The following is a 21,322-nucleotide window of genomic DNA, read 5'->3' on the forward strand; positions in this document are numbered from 1 at the left end:
TTGATGACAAACCCCTCCCTCGATCAGTTCCTATCCCAGGTCCAGGCCCGCGACCCGCACCAACCCGAATTCATGCAGGCAGTGACAGAGGTCATGCACAGTCTGTGGCCCTTCATCGAGAAGAACCCGCGCTACGGCAGCCTGGCGCTGCTCGAGCGCCTCGTCGAACCCGAACGCGCGATCCAGTTTCGCATCTGCTGGATGGACGACACCGGCCGCACCCAGGTCAACCGCGGCTTTCGCATCCAGCACAACTCGGCGATCGGCCCTTTCAAGGGCGGCATGCGCTTTCACCCCTCGGTGAACCTGTCCATCCTCAAATTCCTGGCCTTCGAGCAGACCTTCAAGAACGCCTTGACCACCCTGCCCATGGGCGGCGGCAAAGGGGGCTCGGACTTCGATCCCAAGGGCAAGTCCGACGCCGAGGTCATGCGCTTTTGCCAGGCCTTGATGGTCGAGCTGCACCGCCACCTCGGCCCCGACACCGACGTGCCGGCGGGCGACATCGGCGTGGGCGCGCGCGAGGTCGGCTTCATGGCCGGCATGATGAAAAAACTCTCCAATTCGTCGGCCAGCGTCTTCACCGGCAAGGGCCTGTCGTTCGGCGGCAGTCTGATCCGCCCGGAGGCCACCGGCTACGGCACGGTGTACTTCGCCGAGGAAATGCTGCAGCATGCCGGCCAGTCCCTCGAGGGCTACACGGTCGCGGTCTCGGGCTCGGGCAACGTCGCCCAGTACGCCATCGAGAAATGCATCCAGCTCGGCGCACGCGTGATCACGGTGTCCGACTCGCACGGCTACGCGTTCGACAAGGCCGGCTTCACGGCCGAAAAATTGGCGGCCCTGATCGAACTCAAGAACCACAAGCGTGGGCGTGTCGAGGAATACGCCAAGCAATTCAATTTGGTCTACGAGGCCGGCAAGCGCCCCTGGCACGTGCCGGTCGACGTCGCCCTGCCCTGCGCCACCCAGAACGAACTCGAACTCGAGGACGCCCGCGCCCTGATCGCCAACGGCGTACGCTGCGTGGCCGAGGGTGCGAACATGCCGACCGTCTTCGACGCGGCCGAGGCATTCATCGGGGCCGGCGTGCTGTATGCCCCGGGCAAGGCCAGCAATGCCGGCGGCGTGGCCGTGTCGGGGCTGGAAATGAGCCAGAATGCCCAGCGCCTGCACTGGACGCGTGACGAGGTCGACTCCGAGCTGCGCGCCATCATGCGCAACATCCACGAAAACTGCGTGCACCACGGCGGGGACGGCAAGTCGGTCAACTATCTGAACGGCGCGAATATCGCCGGCTTCGTCAAGGTGGCGGACGCGATGCTCGCGCAGGGCGTGTACTGACATGGTGGCCGTGCATCGTCCCCGCCCCACTGAAAAGGCTCCCTCCGGGAGCCTTTTTTTGGCCCATCGCATCCCACCGGCGCACGCCGCGCCGGGAAAACGTCCCCCGACCTCCAGCCGGGCCGGACATTTTTTCACATGCAGCGCACATTCTTTCGATACACTGGACCGTTTCCGACAGCCAGTGGCCTTCGACCCGCATGCACCTCCAACGCAACGCCCTGCACAACGAGCTCCATGCGCGCCCTTCCATGTACTTCGAAGCGCCCGCACAGGTCTTCCACCTGGCATTCATCGACGAGGATGACGCGGCGGGTGCGATCCTGCGCGCGCTCTGCGACCGACACGTGGCCATGGCCGATCCCCAGCAGCCGCTGGGTGAAATCCCCATGGGCGACGCCAACCTGCGCTGGGAACGCCATACCGAATTCCTCACCCTGACCCTGCTGATGCCGGGCCGTCACCCGAGCGCCTGGCCGGAACTGCCCCCCGTGCTGGCCGAGATCACCGAGGCCCATGGGCGCCTGCTCATCAACGCCGACCAGGTGCGCGTCGAGTCCGCCTCTGACTGGGCGGGCGATGTCGCGGCCTACGGCTTCGACGACCCGCTGGGCTCAAATCTGGACCAGGACAAGGCCACCGTCTGGAGCGACCTGCGCCTGAACGGCTCGGGCCTGAACCGCATGCTGGTGGTCAATCGCCAGCTCGACGGCCGTCGGCTCGGCCGGATGGTGCGACGGCTGCTCGAGGTCGAGACCTACCGCTTGATGGCCTCGCTCACGCTGCCGCTGGCGCGCACGCTCGGCACCGAGCTCAAGCACTACGAGGCCGAGCTCGTGGCGCTATCCGACGACAATGCGCGCGCCGGCGCGCGCGAGGCCAAGGCGCTGCTCGAGCGGATCACCCACCTCTCGGCCCGCGTGACCCAGACTCGTGCGCGCACGCGCCTGCGCTTCAGCGCCACCGAGGCCTATGCCCAGATCGTCTTCGAGCGCATCGCCGAACTGCACGAAAGCCGCACGGGCGACTGCCAGCAACTCGGCACCTTCATCGCACAGCGCTTCCGCCCCACGGTCCGCTATTGCGCCTCCACGGACCAGCGCCTGTCGCGCATCGGCAACGCCGTCGCCCATCTGAGCGAGCTGCTGCAAGCCCGGGTCCAGGTCGAAATGGAGGAGCAAAACGCCCAGATCCTGCACAGCCTCAGCACGCGCGCCGACACCCAGATCAAGATCCAGAAGGCGGTCGAGGGCTTGTCGATCATCGCGATCAGCTACTATCTGTTCAGTTTGTTCAAGCTGCTGTACGAGGGCCTCCTGGTGCTGGGCATCGACCTCTCCGCGCGCACCGCCCTGCTGGCGGGGACGCCGCTGGGCATTCTCACGATCGCCGCGGTGGCCTACCGCATCCACAACACCAAGCGGCACTGAACACACCGGGATCACCGCAAAAATCATGCAAACGTCCACCCTCCACTTCCGCAGCTTTCTGTTCCTGCTGGCCGCCGTATCGTTCGCCTTTCTCAGCATCCTGCTGCCCTTCTACCCGGCAATTTTCTGGGGCGGGGTGCTGGCCGTGGTCTTTGGGCCGCCGCACCGGCGTCTGCGGGCCGCCCTGGGGGGGCGCCGCAACCTGGCGGCGCTCCTGATGGTCCTGATCATCATCCTGATCGTGATCCTGCCGCTGATCTTCATTGCGGGCGCACTGGCCAACGAGGCCGCGGGCCTGTACAACCGGATCAGCAGCGGTCAGTTGAACCTTGGCGCCTACTACGAGCAGATCGTATCCGCGCTGCCGCCCTCTGTGCACGGCTGGCTGGAATCCTGGGGAGTCGGCGACCTGCTCAGCATCCGGGAAAAGCTGTCCGCGGGTGCCCTGCAGGCCAGTCAGTTCTTGGCCAAACAGGCCGTGAACATCGGCCAGAACACCTTTCAGTTCGTGATTGGCCTGGGCGTGATGATGTACCTGCTGTTCTTTCTGCTGCGCGATGGTCACGCCCTGGTGCCGCGCGTCAAAAACCTGATCCCGCTGTCCGATGCCCACCGTCGCCACTTGTTCCAGAAATTTACGACCGTGGTGCGGGCGACGGTCAAGGGCAATATCGTCATCGCCGTCACCCAAGGCTTCCTGGGCGGGCTGATGTTCGCCTTCCTAGGGATCCAAGGCTCGCTGTTCTGGGGGGTGCTGATGGCATTCCTGTCGCTGTTGCCCGCCGTCGGGGCCTCGTTGATCTGGGCGCCCGTGGCCATCTATTTCGTGGTGACCGGCGCCTATGGCGAAGGCATCACGCTGATTCTGTTCGGCGTGCTGGTCATCGGCCTGATCGACAATCTGCTGCGCCCCGTCCTGGTGGGCAAGGACACCAAGATGCCCGACTACATCGTGCTGATCTCGACCCTCGGCGGGATGGCGGTGTTCGGCCTGAACGGTTTTGTCATCGGCCCGCTGTTCGCCGCGCTGTTCATCGCCTGCTGGGACCTGTTCCCCGACGCGGTCTTGATGAACGCCCAGAGCACGGCGGACGAACTGCCGGCCCCAGCCTCGGTCAAGTCAACAAAATCGCCAGATTCACCAGCAGCGCCAACCCCCAAATGATCGAGCGCACCGTGCCGCGCCCCAGGATGTAGGCCAGGACGTACAGCAGGCGCAACAGCACCCAGGCGAGCATCAGGCCGGCAATGCGGCCCCCGTCCGCCCCAGCGTACAGGGCATAGAGCACAGCGGCATAGAAAAACGGCAAACCCTCGAACAGATTCGCCTGAGCGGCGTCGGCGCGGGCCCGCCACCCCTGCTGGGCGGCGAGCCAGGCCCGGGGCGACTCATTGTCGAATGCGCGCCCTCCCGCCTTGGCCGCGATCGCGGCGCCATACGGCAAAACGGCGGCGGCGAGCAGCAGCCACGCTATGAGGGTCATGGCCATCTCCAGTGGTCTCTCGATCCATGTATAATAGCTGGCTTTGATGGGCGGTGAGGCAGTTTTCCGAACATCAGAATCGCCGGTGTAGCTCAGTTGGTAGAGCAGCTCATTCGTAATGAGAAGGTCGAGGGTTCGACTCCTTTCACCGGCACCACACACCCGCGTATTCCCTGGCTCTCGAGTAAAAATGGGGCAAAAATGGGGAAACCGCAAAGACGCAGCCCGCCACAGATAAAAAACAACACCAAGGCGTGCCTTGCGGGCGCATCGAGTGACAGCCCGCCCCCCCAGATGATATAGTCTCGGCACCGGGCGCATCATTTTACCGATGTTCTCGTCATTGATGCCGTTGTCACCTGCAATGGGTGCCTTTGGGTTCGTCGGAGAGTCGAACCCAATGTCCGAATACGAGGTTTCTCAATATTCGGCCTGCGGCATTGTTAACCACCTCCAAAACGACGTCCCTGGCATGCGCTCGTCCACTGAGTGCGCATCGAGCCGGCGGGCTCCGCGATCGCTTCCATCCGAAGCGCTCAACCCTGGAGATGAAACAGCATGAAGTTCAAATCACTGGCTCTGTATGGCGCGATCCTGAGCGGACTCGCCGTGTCCCTGCCCGCCTCGGCGCAAACGACAGCGGGATCAATGGATGTCCAGATCGTCATCACGGCCAACTGCACCGTATCCAGTACGACCAGCACCCTGGATTTCGGCAGCAATCCCTCGACCGCCGCCGACGCAAGCGCCAGCAACGGTGGCTTTTCGGTCACCTGCTCGAACCAGACGCCCTACAAGATCGGGCTGAAATCGAATTCCACGGGCGCGGTGGACGATGGCGTGGGCGTAATGGCCTCGACGGCGCCAGGCGTCACCCAGACCATCGGCTATCAGCTATACCAGAATCCCGGCTTTACGACGGTCTGGGGCAATGCCACCACCGGGACCGCCAACATCAAGACGGCCACCGGCACGGGCACGGCCCAAACCTACACCGTCTATGGGAAAACAACCACAACGCTGAACGTCCCCGCGGCAACCTATACCGACACCGTGGCCATTAATGTGTACTATTGAGGTTTCCATCACCTGAGGACTGACCCATGGGGATAGCCCATTTGGCCAGATGGGCGGTCTGCTCCGTCCTTGTCGCGTGGGGCGCGGTCCAGGGCACGGCCCTGGCCGCGGGTCTACAAATTTCGCCGATCAGCATCACCATGCCGGCGGACAAAAAGGCGGACGAGGTCTGGCTGCGCAACTCGAGCGCCGAGATCGTGCACGCCCAGGTGCGGATATATCGATGGACACAAGCCGACGGCGAGGACGTTCTGTCCCCGGAACAAAATATGGTGGCGAGCCCGCCGATGGTCCAGATCGAGCCGGGTCAACAGCAACTGGTGCGTCTGGTGCGCGTCGGGCCGCTCAGCGGCCCGGCGGCCGACGAGCGCTCGTATCGGTTGCTGATCGACGAGCTGCCTGTCGATCGGACGACCTCCAAGGCGGGGCTGAATTTCGTCTTCCGCTACTCGGTGCCGGTCTTCATCAGCGGCACGGCGCCCGCCAAACCCGTCCTGGACTGGAGCCTGTGGCAGGACAACGGGCAGGTCTGGCTACGGGTGGCCAACTCGGGGACCAGCCACGCGCAACTGGCCAATATCGAATTCACCCCGCCCGGCGAGAAAACAGTCGTGGCAATGAACGGGCTGGCGGGCTATGCGCTGCCCGGTCAATACCGCAGCCTCCGGCTCGATCTGCCGGCCGGCATGTTCGCGAGGGGCGGGGTTTTCTCCAGCCTGATCAATGCCGTCAAGGTTGAAACCCGCATCGGGCCGATTGGCAAGACTCCTTAGCCAGAGTTTCCTCACCGGGCTGGCCATGGGAGGCGCCATCACGACCTCCGCCCAGCCCGCCGGCGTCGGACCGGTCGGGGCCACGCCGAGCCTGGCGGCAAATGAAAACAGCAGCACCGTCTTTCTGTCCGTCTCGATCAACGGCAACGTCAGCCGCGACCTGGTCCCCTTCATCGAGCGCGGCCAACAGCTCTACCTGCCGCGGGAAAGCGCGCTGCAACTGAAGTTCAGCGCCGATTTCCTGCAATCGATTCCCGAGGATACGCCGCTGTCCAACTACCGGGGCGTCACCTACGAATACAACCGCAACCTGCAAAACATCAGCATCAAGGCGCCCCTGTCGAGCCTGGCGCTGGACACGGCCGTCCTCGGCACGCCGCAAGGCCTGCGCACGCGCGCATCCGCATCGCCGGGGGTGCTGCTCAATTACGACCTGTATTCCTCATACAGCAACAGGGACGCTATCAACCTCAGCGGATTCACCGAGCTGCGCGGCTTTGGCGACCTGGGCATCGTCAGCAGCTCGCATCTGTTCCAGGGCCAGCGCAACAGCGGCCAGGCACAATGGGAATACACCGCGGTGCGCATGGACACCGTCCTGGAACATTCCCTGCAGGACGCGCAACTCACCTTCCGGCTGGGCGACACACTCACCAACGGCACCGCCTGGAGCCGCAGGACGCGCATCGGCGGGTTTCAAGTCTCGCGCAATTTTTCGCTGCAACCCTACCAGACGACCGCGCCGCTGCCGGCCTACTTCGGCTCGGCGACACTGCCCACGGCGGTGGAACTCTACATCAACGGCATCCAGCAATACACCGGGCAGGTGCCGGCCGGCCCCTTCGAACTCAACGCCCTGCCCACCATCAGCGGGGCCGGCAACGCCCAGGTGGTCCTGACCGATGCGTTGGGCCGGCGCACCTCCGTCGATTTCCCCTTCTACAACTCCAGCCGGCTGCTGCGCGAGGGCCTGTCGGACTGGTCGTTCGAAACTGGTTACGTGCGCACCGATTACGGCTATCGCTCATTCGGCTATCACAGCCAGCCCATGGCATCCTCCACCCTGCGCTACGGCCTGACGAATTTCCTGACCGCCGAAACCCACCTCGAGGGTAGCCGGGGAATTTTTTCGGGCGGCGTCGGCGCAATCATGACCATCGGGACGATGGGCACGGTGTCGGGCTCGTGGGCGCAAAGCCGCAACGAGGACACCCAGGGCGCCCAATATACGATCGGCTACGACTTGCAGCGCGGGCCCATCGGCCTGGGCGCCAACCTGCAGCGGGCCGACGCCGGCTACCGCGATGTGGCCAGCGCCTTTGGTGGCGTCCCGGTCCTGCGCAGCGACAGCGCCTACCTGGGCTTCGATGCCGGCGTGCTGGGCAATGTCTCGCTGAATTACGCCTATCTGCAGCAAGCGGAGCAAGCCCGCGCCCGCTTCGGTGGCATGTCCTGGTCGCGCAACTTCGCGCACGGACTCGCGCTCAGCGTGAGCGCGAACCAGAACCTGGACGACCACGGCGACCGCTCGGTCTACCTCAACCTGACGCTCAGCCTCGACGGCGGCCTGTCCACCTATGGCTCGGTCGCGGAGTCGAAAGGCGCGAAAACCTATGCGGCAGGCGTCCGGCACACAGCCCGTGCCGATACCGAGTGGAGCTGGAACGTTCAGGGCCAGAGCTCGGAGTCGCAGCGCACCAGCGCCAGCGCGCAGGCCAACCGAAGCTTCCAGTCCATGGACCTCAACCTCGGCGTCAACAGTGCGGGATCGGACCAGAACGCCTATGCGGGCGCCTCCGGATCCGTCGTCCTCATGGGCGGCGGCCTGTTCACCTCGCGCAGGCTGTCCGACGGATTCGCCATGGTCTCCACCAGTGGCATGCCCGGCGTGCCGGTCAAGAGCGAAAACCAGCCAGTGGGCGTGACCGATGCCAACGGCCGGCTGCTGGTGCCCCGCCTGCGATCCTATCAGCACAACAAGATTACGATCGACCCCCTCGGGCTGCCCGTCGATGTGCGCGTCGACAAGGTCAACAAAGATGCCGTCCCCCGTCACGGCTCGGGCCTGAACATCGAATTCAAGATCGAGCGCGTGCAGGCCGCGACATTGATCCTGCACGACGCCGCCGGCCAGGTCGTCCCCATGGGCGCCCAAGCCACCCTGAACGACGACCCGCAAACCGCCGGATGGGTGGGTTACGACGGCCGCCTCTACCTCGAGGGCCTGCGGGCCACGAACCGCGTGGTCGTCCAGCACCAGGGCGCGCAATGCACCGTACAGTTTCCCTATACCTACACGCCCGATACCCTGCCGGAAATCGGTCCGCTGGCCTGCACGCCATGACCGCGGACACCACCCCTTCACCCGAATATCGCGACGGATCGACCCCCATGATGCCCCTCCTCGACACCCCATCATCGATATGAAAAACCTGATCCTCTTCTTGCGCGCGGGCCTGCTGGCGGCATTGCTGATGGCCATCGCCCCCCCCGCCAGCGCGGCGGATTGCAACGCCTACGCGGGCAACCTGCTCTTCGGCACCATCAGCCTGTTGAACGGCGGGGTAAAGGATGCCAACTCGACCATCAACTATGGATGCAGCGCAAGCCCCGGAGAGCGCGTCCTGCTGTGCATCAGCATGGGGGCGGACCCGGGCTCGGGGCTCTACGCTCCGCGGCGCCTGAACAGTTCGGGCAACTATATGGCGTTCAACCTGTACACGGACGCCAGCCGCTCGGCGATCTGGGGCAGCCGAGCCTCGAGCGGCGCGTATCCGCCCGTCCCCGTGGTCATCGACTTCTATGCGGGCGAATACTACAAGAAGGGGACGCTGACGCTATACGGTCGCGTCAATGCCACCGGCCAGACAGGCCTGCCCGCCGGCACCTACGACACGAACGCTATCGGCGGCTGGCCCATGTCGATCGACTACAAAGTCATCCCGACCTCCGCGCCCATCGATTGCGCCGCCGGGGGCATGGTCACAAGCAACTCCACGTACTACATCCAGGCGGTCGTCGTGAGTGAATGCCGGATCGACTCGTCGACCACCATGGATTTCGGGACGGTATTCATGAACCTGAGCCAGAACGTCGACAGCACCTCCACGATCACCGTGACCTGCAACGGCGGACAGTCTGGCAACGGCTACCATGTGCGGCTGGGCAACGGCCTGTACGCCAGCGGCCAGCAGCGCCGCATGCGCGGCTCGCTGGGCTATATCGCATATGAGCTGTACCGCGATCCCCAGCGCACCAACCGATGGGGTAACACCAACCAACAAGGTGTCGCTGGGACGGGAACCGGCCAGCCCCAGACCTTGACTGTCTACGGCCGAGTGCCGGCGCAGACGCCGCCCGGGCCAGACCGCTACGCCGATACGGTCGTCATTACTCTCAGCTATTGAGCGCGAATGCGGGTTTCCCGCCACCGCACCACGAGACAACAGTGCTATATTGACCATATATGTCAGCCAATACATCCCAAGGGAACAGAACGGGCCCGTCCAGGGCTCGAGCGCCGCTCGCCGCGCTGGCCGGTCTCGCGCTGGCGGCCTCGGCCTTCGCCAACCCCTCGTTCGAGGCTCGCATCACCATCCAGTCGCAGTGCAGCATCCAGCCGCTGTTCGGCAAGACCGCCGTCCAGACCACCGTCGTCTGCCAGCCCGGCGTCACACCCTACCAATCACTCGCCATCCTCCTGGACGGCGATGAGGGGCAAGCGCCGTTCGCGACCGATGCCCAGGCCCCGGGCACCCTCGATCCAGCGACCCTGGCGCCATTCCAGCCACGCCAGGCCAAGGCCATCTCCCCGCCGTTTTCCAACGTGACCGCCCAAAGCAAACTGCTCTATGTCATCTTCTGAGCGGTCGGCACCGGCGACCGGCCGGTCCGGTCGCCAGACCTCCCCTCCTAGAGACCACACATGTCCTCCGGCACTACGCTGCACCAACGCGTCCAGGGCGCCCTGATCGGCGCCTTTGTGGGCGATGCCCTGGCCCTCGGGCCCCACTGGTACTACGATCTCGACGCCCTGCGCGCGGACTACGGCGCCTGGATCACCGACTACACCGACCCGCGGCCCGGGCGCTATCATGCGGGCTTGAAGGCCGGTCAGTCCTCCCAGGCGGGGTATCTGCTCGAGCTCACACTGCGTTCCCTGGTCGAGCGCGAAGGCTATAACGAGGGCGATTTCTGCCGGCGGATGGATGCGGACCTGTTTTCGCGCATCGACGGCACACCGCAATCGGGGCCGGGCGGCTATACCAGCCAATCCATCCGCGAGGCCTGGCGGCTGCGGCGCCAGGGCCAGCCCTGGGGGCGGGTGGGCGGCCTTGCGGACAACACCGAGGCCGCCGAGCGGGCATTGGCGATTGCCGTGCGCTACGCACTGCAGCCCGGCGCGCTGGCCACCCACGTGGGCGCCAACACCGCGCTGACCCAGGTCGATCCCACAGTGGCGGCGATGACCGTCGCCTACGCCAGCGTCCTGGGCCTGCTGGTGCGTGGCGAAACCTTGGACGAACGAACGTCGGGGACACTGCTGGACCTGGTCCGCGCAGGCATCCTGCCCTTCCACACGGTGACCTCGGCGGGCGAGGACGTCCCGCCCCCGGGCTCCGAGGCGCCCCGCCGGGCCGGCCAGTTCGCCTCGCCCGACGCCCTGCTCACGGCCTCGAACATCGCGCGCGCCGCCGGCGACCCCGACGTGCGCATCGAGCCGCCCTGGAAGGTCTCCCTGGTCTACGGGATGCCCTGCGCGGTCTACCACCAGTTTCCCGCCGCCTACTATCTGGCGGCCCGTTTCCAGGGCGATTTCGAGCCCGCTGTGCTGCACGCGGTCAATGGCGGCGGCCAGAATCAGGCCCGCGCCATGCTGACCGGCGCGCTGTGCGGTGCGATCGGCGGCCTGCAAGCAATCCCCGGCCGCTTCATCGAGGGCCTCGAGGCCGGATCCGAGCGCCTGGCGCTCGCGGATCGGCTGGTGCGACAAATGGACGAGGCGACTAGCGCACCGGCAGGAAATTAAAAAACAGCAGGCCCTGCAGGTAATTGATGCCCACGCGGCGCAGGTTTTCGTCCAGCAGTTCAGCCACCAGATCGAGGCAGCCGATGATCCGGCCGAACTCGCGTTCGAAGCTCAGATTGGCCGCGCCGACACCGATCTCGTTGGACAACAGCAGCGGCCGACCCGCGGCGTCTCGGCGGGTCGCGAGCATCCAGGCGGCAATCTCGACGTTGCGCGCGGCATTGAAGACCTTTTGCCCCTCGGGCGCATCGGCGACGTAGAAGCGCAGCTTGCCGCCATGCGCGGTAATCAGCATGTCCGCCAAGCCCAGGACATAGGCTGCGACCCGATCACCCTCGTAGTCCGGGTCCATCGCGACCGAGAGCACCTCGATGTCCCGCAAGCCCTGCAAATCAATGGGCACCGTGCCGGCACGGATCCCCTTGCGCCCGTGGTCCAGGGCAGCCTGCAGATCGGCGAAACCACCCTTGCGCCACTCGGCGGGATTGCGACGGTAAAGTTTTTCCAACAGGCGGTCCAGGCTGTCGAGATTGTCGCGCATCGCCATGGTGAGGGTGCGATTGAAATCGGTCTGCCCCAACTGGTCGAATGACATGGCCTCGCCCTGCGGACCGCCACGTGGCGCGGGCGAGGTCGTGCACGCCGACAAGCACAGCATCAGGATGAACGCAAGCCCTCGCAGGCCACGCATCAGTACTGCAGCTCCGGATCTATCATCCCCGAAACGGGCTCGCCGCGCTGAAAGGCCTGGATCTTGGCCGAGATCTGGCGCACAGTCTGCCCCACCAGGCTGGCGCCAGCGATGTGCGGCGTGATCTGCAGGCGCGGATGCGCCCAAAAAGGGTGGCCGGGAGGCAACGGTTCCTGGGCGAACACATCCAGCGCGGCGCCCTCGAGCAGGCCGCCGTCCAGCGCGGCGAGCAGGTCGTCCTCGACCAGGTGGCGCCCGCGTGCGATATTGATCAGATACCCATGAGGCCGCATCCGCTCGAAGACCCGGCGACAGAGGATGCCCTCGGTCTGGGCCGTGAGGGGCAAAATGTTGACCAGCACGCGGGTGCGACCAAGAAACGCGGACAGACCCTCGTCCCCGCCATACCCCTCGATGCCCTCGGGCGCGCGGCCCGAGCGCGACCAGGCGGCAACCGGATACTCGAGGGCCGCGATGGTCCGTGCCACGCGCGCGCCCAACACCCCCGCGCCCATGATGCCCACCGGCCAATCCTCGCGCACGATGTCATCCAGACGCTGCCAGCGGCCCTGCGCCTGAAATTGCGCATAGCGTCCGAACCCGCGCGCGGCCCGCAACAGGAAATGCAGGACGTACTCGGCCATTTGCACCGCCATGCCGCCATCCTCGAGGCGCACGATCGGCACGTGGGCGGGCCGCCCCGGCATGCGCAGCAACGCGTCCACGCCGGCCCCCAGGGTGAACACGATCCGCAGGCGCGGTTCACGCTCGAACAGGTCGGCCGGCGGATTCCAGACCAGCGCGATCTCAGCGCCGCCGGCGGCTGATCCATCCCCCCAGGCACGCACTCGCATGCCCGGCAGCGCCTCCTGGAAAGCGCACACCCAATCCTCGGGCTGGGTTTCGCTCTGGGATGCAAAGACGACCTCCATCGAATACTCCTTTTTCCGGCGAAACAGATCGCCACGTTTGCATACCTCGCCGTATGCCCGGCGGCGATGCGCGGTGCTAATATGGATCGAGGAAAAACATCAATATACTCGACAGCCCGGGGAGGATCGCATGATCTGGCTCGACCACGCAATGCTCGCCAGGCGACTGGCCGGCCTCACCCGTCGCATCGCCGCACGCACCCGGCCCTGGACCGAGTATCGCCCGGGCCATCATCTCGGACGGCTGAGGAATGTATCCCTGTTCGTGGGCGAATGGCTGCGCGGGCCGGGGTCCGTGGGCGCCGTGTGTTCCAGTTCGCGCTGGCTGGCGCGGGAACTCGCGAGCCACGCCCCGATCGGCGAGGGCCTCGTGGTCGAACTCGGGGCGGGAACGGGCATCGTGACCGAAGCTCTGCTCGAACGAGGCATCTCGCCCGGGCGCCTGATTGTCGTCGAACGCTCGGAAGCATTCTCCGGGCACCTGCGGCGCCGCTTCCCGGGCGTCACCGTCATCTGCGGGGACGCTGCCCAGTTGGGTACCCTCCTACCCCAGGGCCTGCGCATCGATGCCCTGGTCTCAAGCCTGCCCCTCAGATCGGTGCCGCTCACCGAGCGGCACCGGATCATCGAACAATGGGAGCGCACGCTCGACCCGGACAGCGCGCTGATTCAGTTCACCTACGACATCCGGCCGCAGACGCGCACCTGTTCCTGCGACCAGGCCTTCGAGGTCCACGACAGTCGCATCGTCTGGGCCAATCTGCCGCCGGCCCGCGTGCTGCTGGCACGGCATGCGGGACGGCGGCAACCGCCTCAATGAGCCTCCTGATCAGCAGGAACAGGCTGTTGACGAACAACAACAGCCAACCCATCCTGTGACCACAGGCACCATCGCCCCAGGTCAGGAAGCGCAAGAAGAATCGCCTGACCAGGGGGCAAAGGCATCTGCTACCGCGCCCCTGCCGCCAGGGCAGTCTCGCAGCACCAGCGTCAGCAGCACCCGAGCTTTGCGGCCGTCGAGGCAGCCCGACGTCAACAAGCCACGGCGCTGCAGATCGATCTCGCTGCCGGGAAATCCATAGGTGCCGGTCAGCGTATCACCCACTCCGATGCGCGAGGCGAGGATCACCGGCATGGTGCGGGCGGCTTCTTCCAGGCTTTCCGCCATGCCCAAGGAGACGTGGCCCCCGCCGGTGGCTTCCACAACCAGGCCATCGAACCCACCCGCCAGGAGCAGTGCGCGCACCTGTTCACCATTGTCGCCCAAGCCGGCAGCCACCAGCGCCACCTGCGCCTGACGGCCTCCCCCGGCGAGCGCAAGCCCCGGCATACGGGGCGGACGCAGCGCCAGGCGGAAGCGGCCCTCGGCCACCCAGCCGATACGTCCACTGGCTGGCGATTCAAAGGCATCCGTGCGACTGGTGTGCATCTTGCGAACGAATCGCGCCGCATGCACCTCATCGTTCATGACGACCAGGCAACCCAGCCCGCGGGCCGCATCGCTGATCGCGACCTGAACCGAGGCCAGCAAATTGGCCGGCCCGTCGGCCCCCGCCACTGTGGGATTGCGCATCGCGCCGGTGACGACAACCGGGGCGTCGATATCGAGCAAGCGGTCAAGCGCGAACGCGGTTTCCTCGATCGTGTCGGTGCCCTGGGTGATGACGAAGCCACGCCAGCCGGCGGCATCGAGCTCGGCGATGGTCTGTGCGAGCGCCTCGATGTCTTCGAACTGCAGTTGAGCGCTGGGCAATTGACGGAACGAGCGTGCCTCGATCGCGGCGATCCGCTTGAGCTGTGGCACGGCGGCAACGAGCGCGTCGCCTGAGAGCGTGGGTACAACCCCGCCTTGATCGCTCTCGGTCATCGCAATGGTGCCGCCGAGGGAAAGGATGATCACCGAAGGCAAATTCATGAAAACCTCTGTATAAGACATTTCAAGGTGGGTCCGAAGAGCCCACCGTCTGGAGCAGGATCGGCGTGCGACCGCCGTGCGGCGGCCAGCACACTGGGTGGCGCCAATGACCCTGCTAACGAAATACGTGCTCGATAGAGCTCACACAGTCGACCAACAGCCGGGTGACCTGTTTTTGCCGGCTGTCCATCATGCGGTCACCGATGGACGCCACAAAGACCGATGCCACCGGCGCACGGCCGCGGTCGTGCACGGTGCGCCCGATCGCCGTCACGTCGAGGGCCGCGTTGCCGGCATCGATTGCAATGCCACCGCGGCCACGCGCGTCGTCTATGGATTTCAGTATGCGTTCCGGCGTGGTCTGATACGCCTGCAGGCGGGGCTCCACGGCTTGGAGCACCAGGTGAATCTCGGCATCGCTCATGGATGCCAGAATCGCGAGCCCGCCGGCCCCGACACCTAGAGGGTGGCGATCGCCTTCGGTCCGCGTCATGGTCTGGATGGGATAGTTGCCCGCTATCCGGCTGAGGCAGATCGATTCGTGCCCGCTGCGTCCGACGAGAAAGACCATGTCGCCCGTCGACTGCGCGAGGGTCTGCAGATACGGCTGCGAGACCTCTCGCAGATTGGTTCCGGGCAGCGCCACCAGGCCCAATTCGTAGATCAGGGGCCCGAGCCGGTAGCCCCGAACCGGATCGCGCACCGCCAGGCGTTCCAGCACGAGCCGCTGCAGCAATCGCTGGGCCGTCGATTTGTCGAGGGAAGCCATCTTGGCGATGTCTACCAGGCGCAGGCTCTGGTTGTGGCTCGAGGCAATGATCCTCAGCAACAGCGCGGCGCGCCCGACCGTCTGAGCGGGCGGCTGCGCAATGGATTTGGAAGCAGGCAGCATGTGTCAATGGCGCAATTCGCGGAACGAGAGACGGGCGGGCGCGGGCGGTGCCCCCGCACGGAAGTCGCTCACCGTCGCCGCATAGTAGTCGTACTGTCATGGAACCACAATTCGGCATTTTGCCAAAATATTACTCGCCAAGTCAGAACAGCAGATCGCGAAGCCATAGTGTGGATCCCGGGACGTAGGTCACGATCACAAGCGACACCAGCATCAGCAGCAAGAACGGCAACACCGCCTTGAGCGTTTCCTTGTAGCTGAGCTTGAATGTCGCCATACCGACGAACAGGTTCATTCCGAACGGCGGGCTGATCATTCCGATCGCGAGGTTCATGGCGACGACGGCACCCAGGTGGACAGGATCGATCCCCACCTTCAGGGCCGCCGGCATGATCAAGGGCGTCAGGATGATGATGGCCGAGTTCACATCGACCAGCATCCCGGCGAACAGAAATATCAGGTTGATCACCAGAAGCACCGTCACCGCGCTGTCGAAGGCGCCGATGTTCGCGACCAACTGCGGCACCTGCTGGAGCGTCAGATACCAGGTCAGCAAAGAGCCGCCGACGATCAGGATCATCACCATCGCGATCACTTTCGACGACGAGCGCGCGATCGAAACCAGGGCCGCCCAGTTCAGGCGTTTGTAGACGTAGATTTCGACGAGCACCGCGTAACCAACCGACACTGCGGCCGCCTCGGTGACCGTCGTGATTCCCCCATAGATCCCGCCCAATATGATCAGGGGAAACAGGATCGCCAGTGATGCGCGCCGCGCTGCCGCCATCAGCCCCTCGAGACTGAATTTCTGATCATTGCCCAGGCCGCGCACGCGGACATAGACCAGCGTGAAGGCGATCAGAATGATGGCAAAGACGATGCCTGCGGCAAGCCCCGTCAGGAAGGTCTGCGCGATCGACTGGTTGGCCTGCAGCCCGTACAGGATGATGGCGACGCTGGGCGGGATGAGCATCGACAAGGTGGCGCCGGACAAAATGAGCCCCAAGGCGAAGCCCCGGCTATACCCGCGCTTCAAGAGCACGGGATACGCGATCGGGCCGATGCTGACGATCGCGGCCACGCCGACCCCTGAAATGGCGCCGAAAAGCATCATGGTCATGATCGTCGCAATCGCCATTCCGCCCGGAATATGGCCAATGGCCGCTTCCATCAGGGCAACGAGCCTGTCCGCGATTTCGCCGCCCGCGATGATGTCGGCCGCGAACATGAACAAGGGCACGGCCAGCAAGGCGGGAATCGAAACGCCATTGATCGCGTGCTGCACGACCGCCACGGGCGGCATGCTCATGCCGAACCAGGTCAAGCCGGCGATCGCCGGCAGCAACAGGGATATGAATATCGGCAGTGACATCAACAGCAATATCACGACCGCGAAAATTACGCCTGGGAGAGCCATTTTGTATTCCTTTTCACTATACGTCCGCCGTTATTCTTCTGACGGATCATCCTGCTCTTGAATGCCCGGATAGCTCTCCGGTTTGCCCATGATCACGCCCCAGCCCAGCACCAGCGCGTTGCACAGCATCAAAAGCATTGCAGCCGTCACAAAAGCATAGATGTAGCCCTGGGAAATCCCGAGGGTCGCCACCTCGCCCCCCCTCATGTACAACTGATAGGCCAGTTGGGCACCATGCCAGACGAAGAAACAACTGATGGCAGTCGCCGCAGCCGCCGTCAAGAAGCCAATCAGGCGGAGCAGCCCGCGCCGCTTTTCCACCATCCGCAAGAAAAAGTCGACGCTGACGTGGCCGTAATGAAGGATGATCACGGCTGAGCCAATGAACGTGATCCATATCATGAAGTAGACGGCGAGCGTCTCTGTGCCGATGAACGACTGGCGGACCACATTTCTGGCGAACACATTCACGAGCATGAGCCCGCTCAAAGCCAGCAGGGCGAGAGCCGCAGTCAGCTCCGCTATATTGTTAATGCGTTTCATGATGGAAAGTCTCCGCCTCAAACCTTTACTTGATACCCATCTTCTTGAACTCGTCCTCGAACTTGGCCGCCAATTCCGCGCCCTTCGGCCCGACCATGTCGACGTAGTAATTCTTGACGGCGGGCTCGAGGACATTCTTGATCGCGGAGATTTCCTCGGGCGTGAGGTCCACGATGGTGGTTCCGGATGCCCTGATCTTGGCGAGGTCTTCCTGGATCAACTTCTCGTTCACCTCGAATGCTTTCTTCCCGCCTTCCGCCACCGCGGCCCGGATCTCGGAATGGCAGGCTTCCGGCAGCTTGTCCCAGAAGATCTTCGAGATGGCGAACACCTGATCCAGGATCCCGTGGTTCGTCATCGTGATGTACTTCTGCACCTCGTAGAACTTCATGTTGTATATCAGCGGGATCGGGTTGTCCTGCCCACCGATGGTGCCGCTTTGCAATGCAGAGTACGTATCGCCGAAGTTCATCGACACATTCTGCATCCCCAGCAACTCATTCTGCTTGTGCAGGACCTTGGACGGCATCACCCGCACAATCAGCCCCTTGAAATCGGCTGGCGTGCGCAAGGCCTTGTTGGAAGTCCAGTTCTTGTAGCCGGTATGCCAGACGCCGGGCACGATGAAGCCGTGGGGCTCCGGCACCTTCAGCAGATCGGCCATGGCTTGGCTCTCGTAGACCTTCAGCAGATCATGGGGATCCGAGGGCCAGAAATACGGAAGGTCCAATATACCCATCAACGGCTCATAGGGAACCAGCGGCGCCGCCGGTGCAATCATCACCTCGACGCCCCCCAGCTGAACCTGTTCCCAGATCGACTCGCTTCCGCCCAACTGGTCGGAAGGGAAGACCTGGACCTTGATGTCGCAGGTCTTGCTTTTGTTCAGGATATCGGCGACGAGGTTCGCCCCCTGATCGCGCGGATCACCCGGCGCGGCGGAGTGCGAAATCTTCATGGTGTGCTTTGCCGCGTACGCCGCCGGCGCGAACGCAAGCATGCCTGCCAGGCACGTGGCCAGTCCGGTCTTGATGAATTGATGCATGGCGATCTCCAAAGCCAAAGGTTGTGTGACTACAGGGTTGCTCTCGTTCGCCCTTCAGGCGGTTCGGTCAAGCTCGGGGATAGCAAGCGAGAGCCGCTGTCGACTCCGCAACATCGTGGATGCGTTTCATGACAGCGGCTCATCATTCACACCGTTACTCGATGCCCATCTTCTTGAACTCGTCCTCGAACTTGGCCACCAGTTCCGCGCCCTTCGACCCGACCATGTCGACGTAGTAATTCTTGACGGCGGGCTCGAGGACATTCTTGATCGCGGAGATTTCCTCGGGCGTGAGGTCCACGATGGTGGTCCCGGATGCCCTGATCTTGGCGAGGTCTTCCTGGATCAACTTCTCGTTCACCTCGAATGTTTTCTTCCCGCCTTCCGCCACCGCGGCCCGGATCTCGGAATGGCAGGCTTCCGGCAGCTTGTCCCAGAAGATCTTCGAGATGGCGAACACCTGATCCAGGATCCCGTGGTTCGTCATCGTGATGTACTTCTGCACCTCGTAGAACTTCATGTTGTATATCAGCGGGATCGGGTTGTCCTGCCCACCGATGGTGCCGCTTTGCAATGCAGAGTACGTATCGCCGAAGTTCATCGACACATTCTGCATCCCCAGCAACTCATTCTGCTTGTGCAGGACCTTGGACGGCATCACCCGCACAATCAGCCCCTTGAAATCGGCTGGCGTGCGCAAGGCCTTGTTGGAAGTCCAGTTCTTGTAGCCGGTATGCCAGACGCCGGGCACGATGAAGCCGTGGGGCTCCGGCACCTTCAGCAGATCGGCCATGGCTTGGCTCTCGTAGACCTTCAGCAGATCATGGGGATCCGAGGGCCAGAAATACGGAAGGTCCAATATACCCACCAGCGGCTCATAGGGAACCAGGTTCGCGGCGGGTGCAATCATCACCTCGACGCCCCCCAGCTGAACCTGTTCCCAGATCGACCCGCTTCCGCCCAACTGGTCGGAAGGGAAGACCTGGACCTTGATGTCGCAGGTCTTGCTTTTGTTCAGGATATCGGCGACGAGGTTCGCCCCCTGATCGCGCGGATCACCCGGCGCTGCGGAGTGCGAAATCTTCATGGTGTACTTTGCCGCATACGCCGCCGGCGCGAACGCAAGCATGCCTGCCAGGCACGTGGCCAGTCCGGTCTTGATGAATTGATGCATGGCGATCTCCAAAGCCAAAGGTTGTGTGACTACAGGGTTGCTCTCGTTCGCCCTTCAGGCGATTCGGTTGACGTGAGGCACCGACCATTCTTCGACCTTCTTCGGCTCGAGGACGGGGTCGCCGAGGAAGGGTGTGGACAGGCAATACAGCCCGGAGTGTGTCGCCACCCAGATCAGGCGCCGGTCCCACTCGATGAACACGGCCTCGGTCGTGCCGCGACGCCAGCTCATGTAGTCCGAGATCTCGCCATCGCGCGGCGGGACGAAGTACGCCACTTCCTTGGGTGCGGTGGGTTCCGAGATGTCGTACAAGCGGATGCCCGCATTCAGGTATGACATGGCGACGAGGTTGGGCTGAGCCTTCCCGGGGGCGATCCAATGCTGCATCACCCGTGAGCTGAACCGCCCGCGTGCCATTGCAAAATCCTTGTAGGGCGCGTCGGGATGCGGCATTGGCCGGGGAAAGAGTCCAATGATCCGGGGGTTTGCCGGATCCTTGACATCGATGACGTACGGCAGGTGAAAGGGCTCGCGACAATCGGCCTCGAGCGCTTCCGGCAGCGCGATGACCAGGTTCTGCAGTTGGGGGTGCTCTGTGGCGGATGCTCCCGCGACCGGCACGACATGGTGATATGGGATGCCGCCAATGGCTTCCAGGGGATGGGCCACCTTCCCGTACACCTTCGGGTTCTTGATGTCGGACAGGTCGTGCACATAGAAGCCGAAATGCCCCCAACCGCCATAGCCCACCGTGCCGCCATCCTCGACCCGCACGGGCACGATGCACGGCGTGCGGTTGCAGGTCCAGGAACACTGGTCGCCGGCAAACGGGTAGGTGCTGCGATACAGTTCTTCTTCTTCGAGCCGCTGGCCAGGGACCCACCAGCGCGAGACCTCCTTGACGGCGGCCGGGTCGGACATGTCGACGATCATGAGCGCATGGCTATTGACGCGCTCGGAGCTCTCCATCCGCAGTTGGTCGTCCCAGCCGCAGGCGAGATAGGCGTACTTGCCCCCATCATAGAAGGACAGATGCACCCCGTTCCCATTGCTTCCGGTGGCGAACTCATCCAACAGCACCGGCTTTTCCGGATTGGTGACGTCATAGGTCTTGATGCCACGAAAGCCAGTGTACGATGTCGCCTGCTTGCGGTATTCAGGGTGATATTTGCCCCGAGGATATTCGATGGTGCCCGGCGTCAGCGGAATCTGGTGAGCGACAATGCGAATCCATTTTTTCAAGCGCTCGTTGTATATGCAGCTCTGGAACGGCGCCAGGCCGTCTTCCTTGATGACCGTGGGCGCCTTGGGTTCCGTGATGTCGATCCAGCCGCCCTCGAAGGCAAGCATGCGGCGCTGGCCTTCGGTCCACATGCACGCATGTTCGTCTCCAAAGAAATCGACCTTGATGGATGGGTAGAACCCGATGATCTCCATGGATGAGATATATTGATTGCGGTCGAGATAATCCAGGGCGCCAGCGGGCAGCCGCATGGGCACGGCGCCTCCCCCCTGCATGACGCCATGGATGGCGGGGTTTACCGGTGAGTTCTTGTCGTGCTCAGTTGACATGTCG

At 63.8% G+C, this 21,322-nt stretch carries 20 protein-coding genes and 1 tRNA gene; 11 read left to right on the forward strand and 10 right to left on the reverse strand.

Going from position 1 to position 21,322, the window contains the following annotated elements; genetic code table 11:
• Positions 1-3 precede the first annotated feature (3 nt).
• From gdhA to ABS761_RS12405, 3 genes are all read left to right on the forward strand, one after another.
• Complete coding sequence (gene gdhA / locus ABS761_RS12395) at positions 4-1,344, forward strand: NADP-specific glutamate dehydrogenase (RefSeq protein ID WP_350408641.1); 1,341 nt, start codon at positions 4-6, stop codon at positions 1,342-1,344.
• A 200-nt stretch (positions 1,345-1,544) separates the two neighbouring features.
• Positions 1,545-2,774 carry a DUF3422 domain-containing protein gene (locus ABS761_RS12400; RefSeq protein ID WP_350408642.1) on the forward strand — a complete coding sequence of 410 codons (1,230 nt, stop codon included), beginning with the start codon at positions 1,545-1,547 and terminating at the stop codon, positions 2,772-2,774.
• A gap of 22 nt (positions 2,775-2,796) precedes the next feature.
• Positions 2,797-3,939 carry an AI-2E family transporter gene (locus ABS761_RS12405; protein ID WP_350408701.1) on the forward strand — a complete coding sequence of 381 codons (1,143 nt, stop codon included), beginning with the start codon at positions 2,797-2,799 and terminating at the stop codon, positions 3,937-3,939.
• Here the strand turns inward: ABS761_RS12405 and ABS761_RS12410 are convergent.
• Positions 3,890-4,258, reverse strand: a complete 369-nt coding sequence (locus tag ABS761_RS12410; RefSeq protein WP_350408643.1) for an MAPEG family protein — start codon at positions 4,256-4,258, stop codon at positions 3,890-3,892. The two genes, ABS761_RS12405 and ABS761_RS12410, sit on opposite strands and share 50 nt — an antisense overlap.
• Positions 4,259-4,339: 81 nt before the next feature.
• Between ABS761_RS12410 and ABS761_RS12415 the strand changes: the two genes are divergently transcribed.
• The 7 genes from ABS761_RS12415 (at position 4,340) to ABS761_RS12445 (ending at position 11,137) form a co-directional block, all read left to right on the forward strand.
• Positions 4,340-4,415: transfer RNA gene (locus ABS761_RS12415), tRNA-Thr, on the forward strand.
• 401 nt (positions 4,416-4,816) lie between these two features.
• Entirely contained in the window at positions 4,817-5,335 is a 519-nt protein-coding gene (locus ABS761_RS12420) for a Csu type fimbrial protein (RefSeq protein WP_350408644.1), read from the forward strand.
• A gap of 26 nt (positions 5,336-5,361) precedes the next feature.
• Positions 5,362-6,108 (forward strand): fimbrial biogenesis chaperone, encoded by a 747-nt coding sequence (locus ABS761_RS12425; protein WP_350408645.1) that lies wholly within the window; start codon positions 5,362-5,364, stop codon positions 6,106-6,108.
• The gene (locus ABS761_RS12430; RefSeq protein WP_350408646.1) at positions 6,092-8,452 is read left to right on the forward strand and encodes a fimbria/pilus outer membrane usher protein; all 2,361 of its coding nucleotides are present in this window, start codon (positions 6,092-6,094) and stop codon (positions 8,450-8,452) included. The genes ABS761_RS12425 and ABS761_RS12430 overlap by 17 nt, the downstream gene beginning before the upstream one ends.
• Positions 8,453-8,531: 79 nt before the next feature.
• Positions 8,532-9,515, forward strand: a complete 984-nt coding sequence (locus ABS761_RS12435; RefSeq protein ID WP_350408647.1) for a Csu type fimbrial protein — start codon at positions 8,532-8,534, stop codon at positions 9,513-9,515.
• 59 nt (positions 9,516-9,574) lie between these two features.
• Positions 9,575-9,973, forward strand: coding sequence for a hypothetical protein (locus ABS761_RS12440; protein ID WP_350408648.1), 399 nt, complete (start codon positions 9,575-9,577; stop codon positions 9,971-9,973).
• A gap of 60 nt (positions 9,974-10,033) precedes the next feature.
• Positions 10,034-11,137, forward strand: coding sequence for an ADP-ribosylglycohydrolase family protein (locus ABS761_RS12445; RefSeq protein ID WP_350408649.1), 1,104 nt, complete (start codon positions 10,034-10,036; stop codon positions 11,135-11,137).
• Here the strand turns inward: ABS761_RS12445 and ABS761_RS12450 are convergent.
• Both ABS761_RS12450 and ABS761_RS12455 read right to left on the reverse strand, forming a co-directional pair.
• Complete coding sequence (locus ABS761_RS12450) at positions 11,115-11,828, reverse strand: hypothetical protein (protein WP_502881429.1); 714 nt, start codon at positions 11,826-11,828, stop codon at positions 11,115-11,117. The genes ABS761_RS12445 and ABS761_RS12450 overlap by 23 nt on opposite strands.
• The gene (locus tag ABS761_RS12455; RefSeq protein WP_350408650.1) at positions 11,828-12,760 is read right to left on the reverse strand and encodes a 2-hydroxyacid dehydrogenase; all 933 of its coding nucleotides are present in this window, start codon (positions 12,758-12,760) and stop codon (positions 11,828-11,830) included. Before ABS761_RS12455 ends, ABS761_RS12450 begins: the two co-directional genes overlap by 1 nt.
• A gap of 130 nt (positions 12,761-12,890) precedes the next feature.
• On the opposite strand from ABS761_RS12455, the gene ABS761_RS12460 reads away from it, so the two are divergent.
• Positions 12,891-13,580: a class I SAM-dependent methyltransferase gene (locus ABS761_RS12460; protein WP_350408651.1), complete on the forward strand. Its 690-nt coding sequence runs from the start codon at positions 12,891-12,893 to the stop codon at positions 13,578-13,580.
• 81 nt (positions 13,581-13,661) lie between these two features.
• On the opposite strand, the gene ABS761_RS12465 is transcribed toward ABS761_RS12460, so the two are convergent.
• From ABS761_RS12465 to ABS761_RS12495, 7 genes are all read right to left on the reverse strand, one after another.
• Positions 13,662-14,675, reverse strand: a complete 1,014-nt coding sequence (locus ABS761_RS12465) for an asparaginase (protein ID WP_350408652.1) — start codon at positions 14,673-14,675, stop codon at positions 13,662-13,664.
• A gap of 115 nt (positions 14,676-14,790) precedes the next feature.
• Positions 14,791-15,567 (reverse strand): IclR family transcriptional regulator, encoded by a 777-nt coding sequence (locus ABS761_RS12470; RefSeq protein ID WP_350408653.1) that lies wholly within the window; start codon positions 15,565-15,567, stop codon positions 14,791-14,793.
• 142 nt (positions 15,568-15,709) lie between these two features.
• Entirely contained in the window at positions 15,710-16,984 is a 1,275-nt protein-coding gene (locus ABS761_RS12475; RefSeq protein WP_350408654.1) for a TRAP transporter large permease, read from the reverse strand.
• A gap of 30 nt (positions 16,985-17,014) precedes the next feature.
• Positions 17,015-17,527 (reverse strand): TRAP transporter small permease, encoded by a 513-nt coding sequence (locus ABS761_RS12480; RefSeq protein WP_350408655.1) that lies wholly within the window; start codon positions 17,525-17,527, stop codon positions 17,015-17,017.
• Positions 17,528-17,552: 25 nt separating this feature from the next.
• A complete protein-coding gene (locus ABS761_RS12485; protein ID WP_350408656.1) occupies positions 17,553-18,572 on the reverse strand; it encodes a TRAP transporter substrate-binding protein in 1,020 nt (339 codons plus the stop codon).
• 154 nt (positions 18,573-18,726) lie between these two features.
• Entirely contained in the window at positions 18,727-19,746 is a 1,020-nt protein-coding gene (locus tag ABS761_RS12490; RefSeq protein WP_350408657.1) for a TRAP transporter substrate-binding protein, read from the reverse strand.
• Positions 19,747-19,800: 54 nt separating this feature from the next.
• Positions 19,801-21,318, reverse strand: a complete 1,518-nt coding sequence (locus ABS761_RS12495) for an LVIVD repeat-containing protein (protein WP_350408658.1) — start codon at positions 21,316-21,318, stop codon at positions 19,801-19,803.
• Between the last annotated feature and the right edge of the window lie 4 nt (positions 21,319-21,322).

This window comes from Castellaniella sp. GW247-6E4 (assembly GCF_040276065.1).
GTDB lineage: Bacteria > Pseudomonadota > Gammaproteobacteria > Burkholderiales > Burkholderiaceae_B > Castellaniella.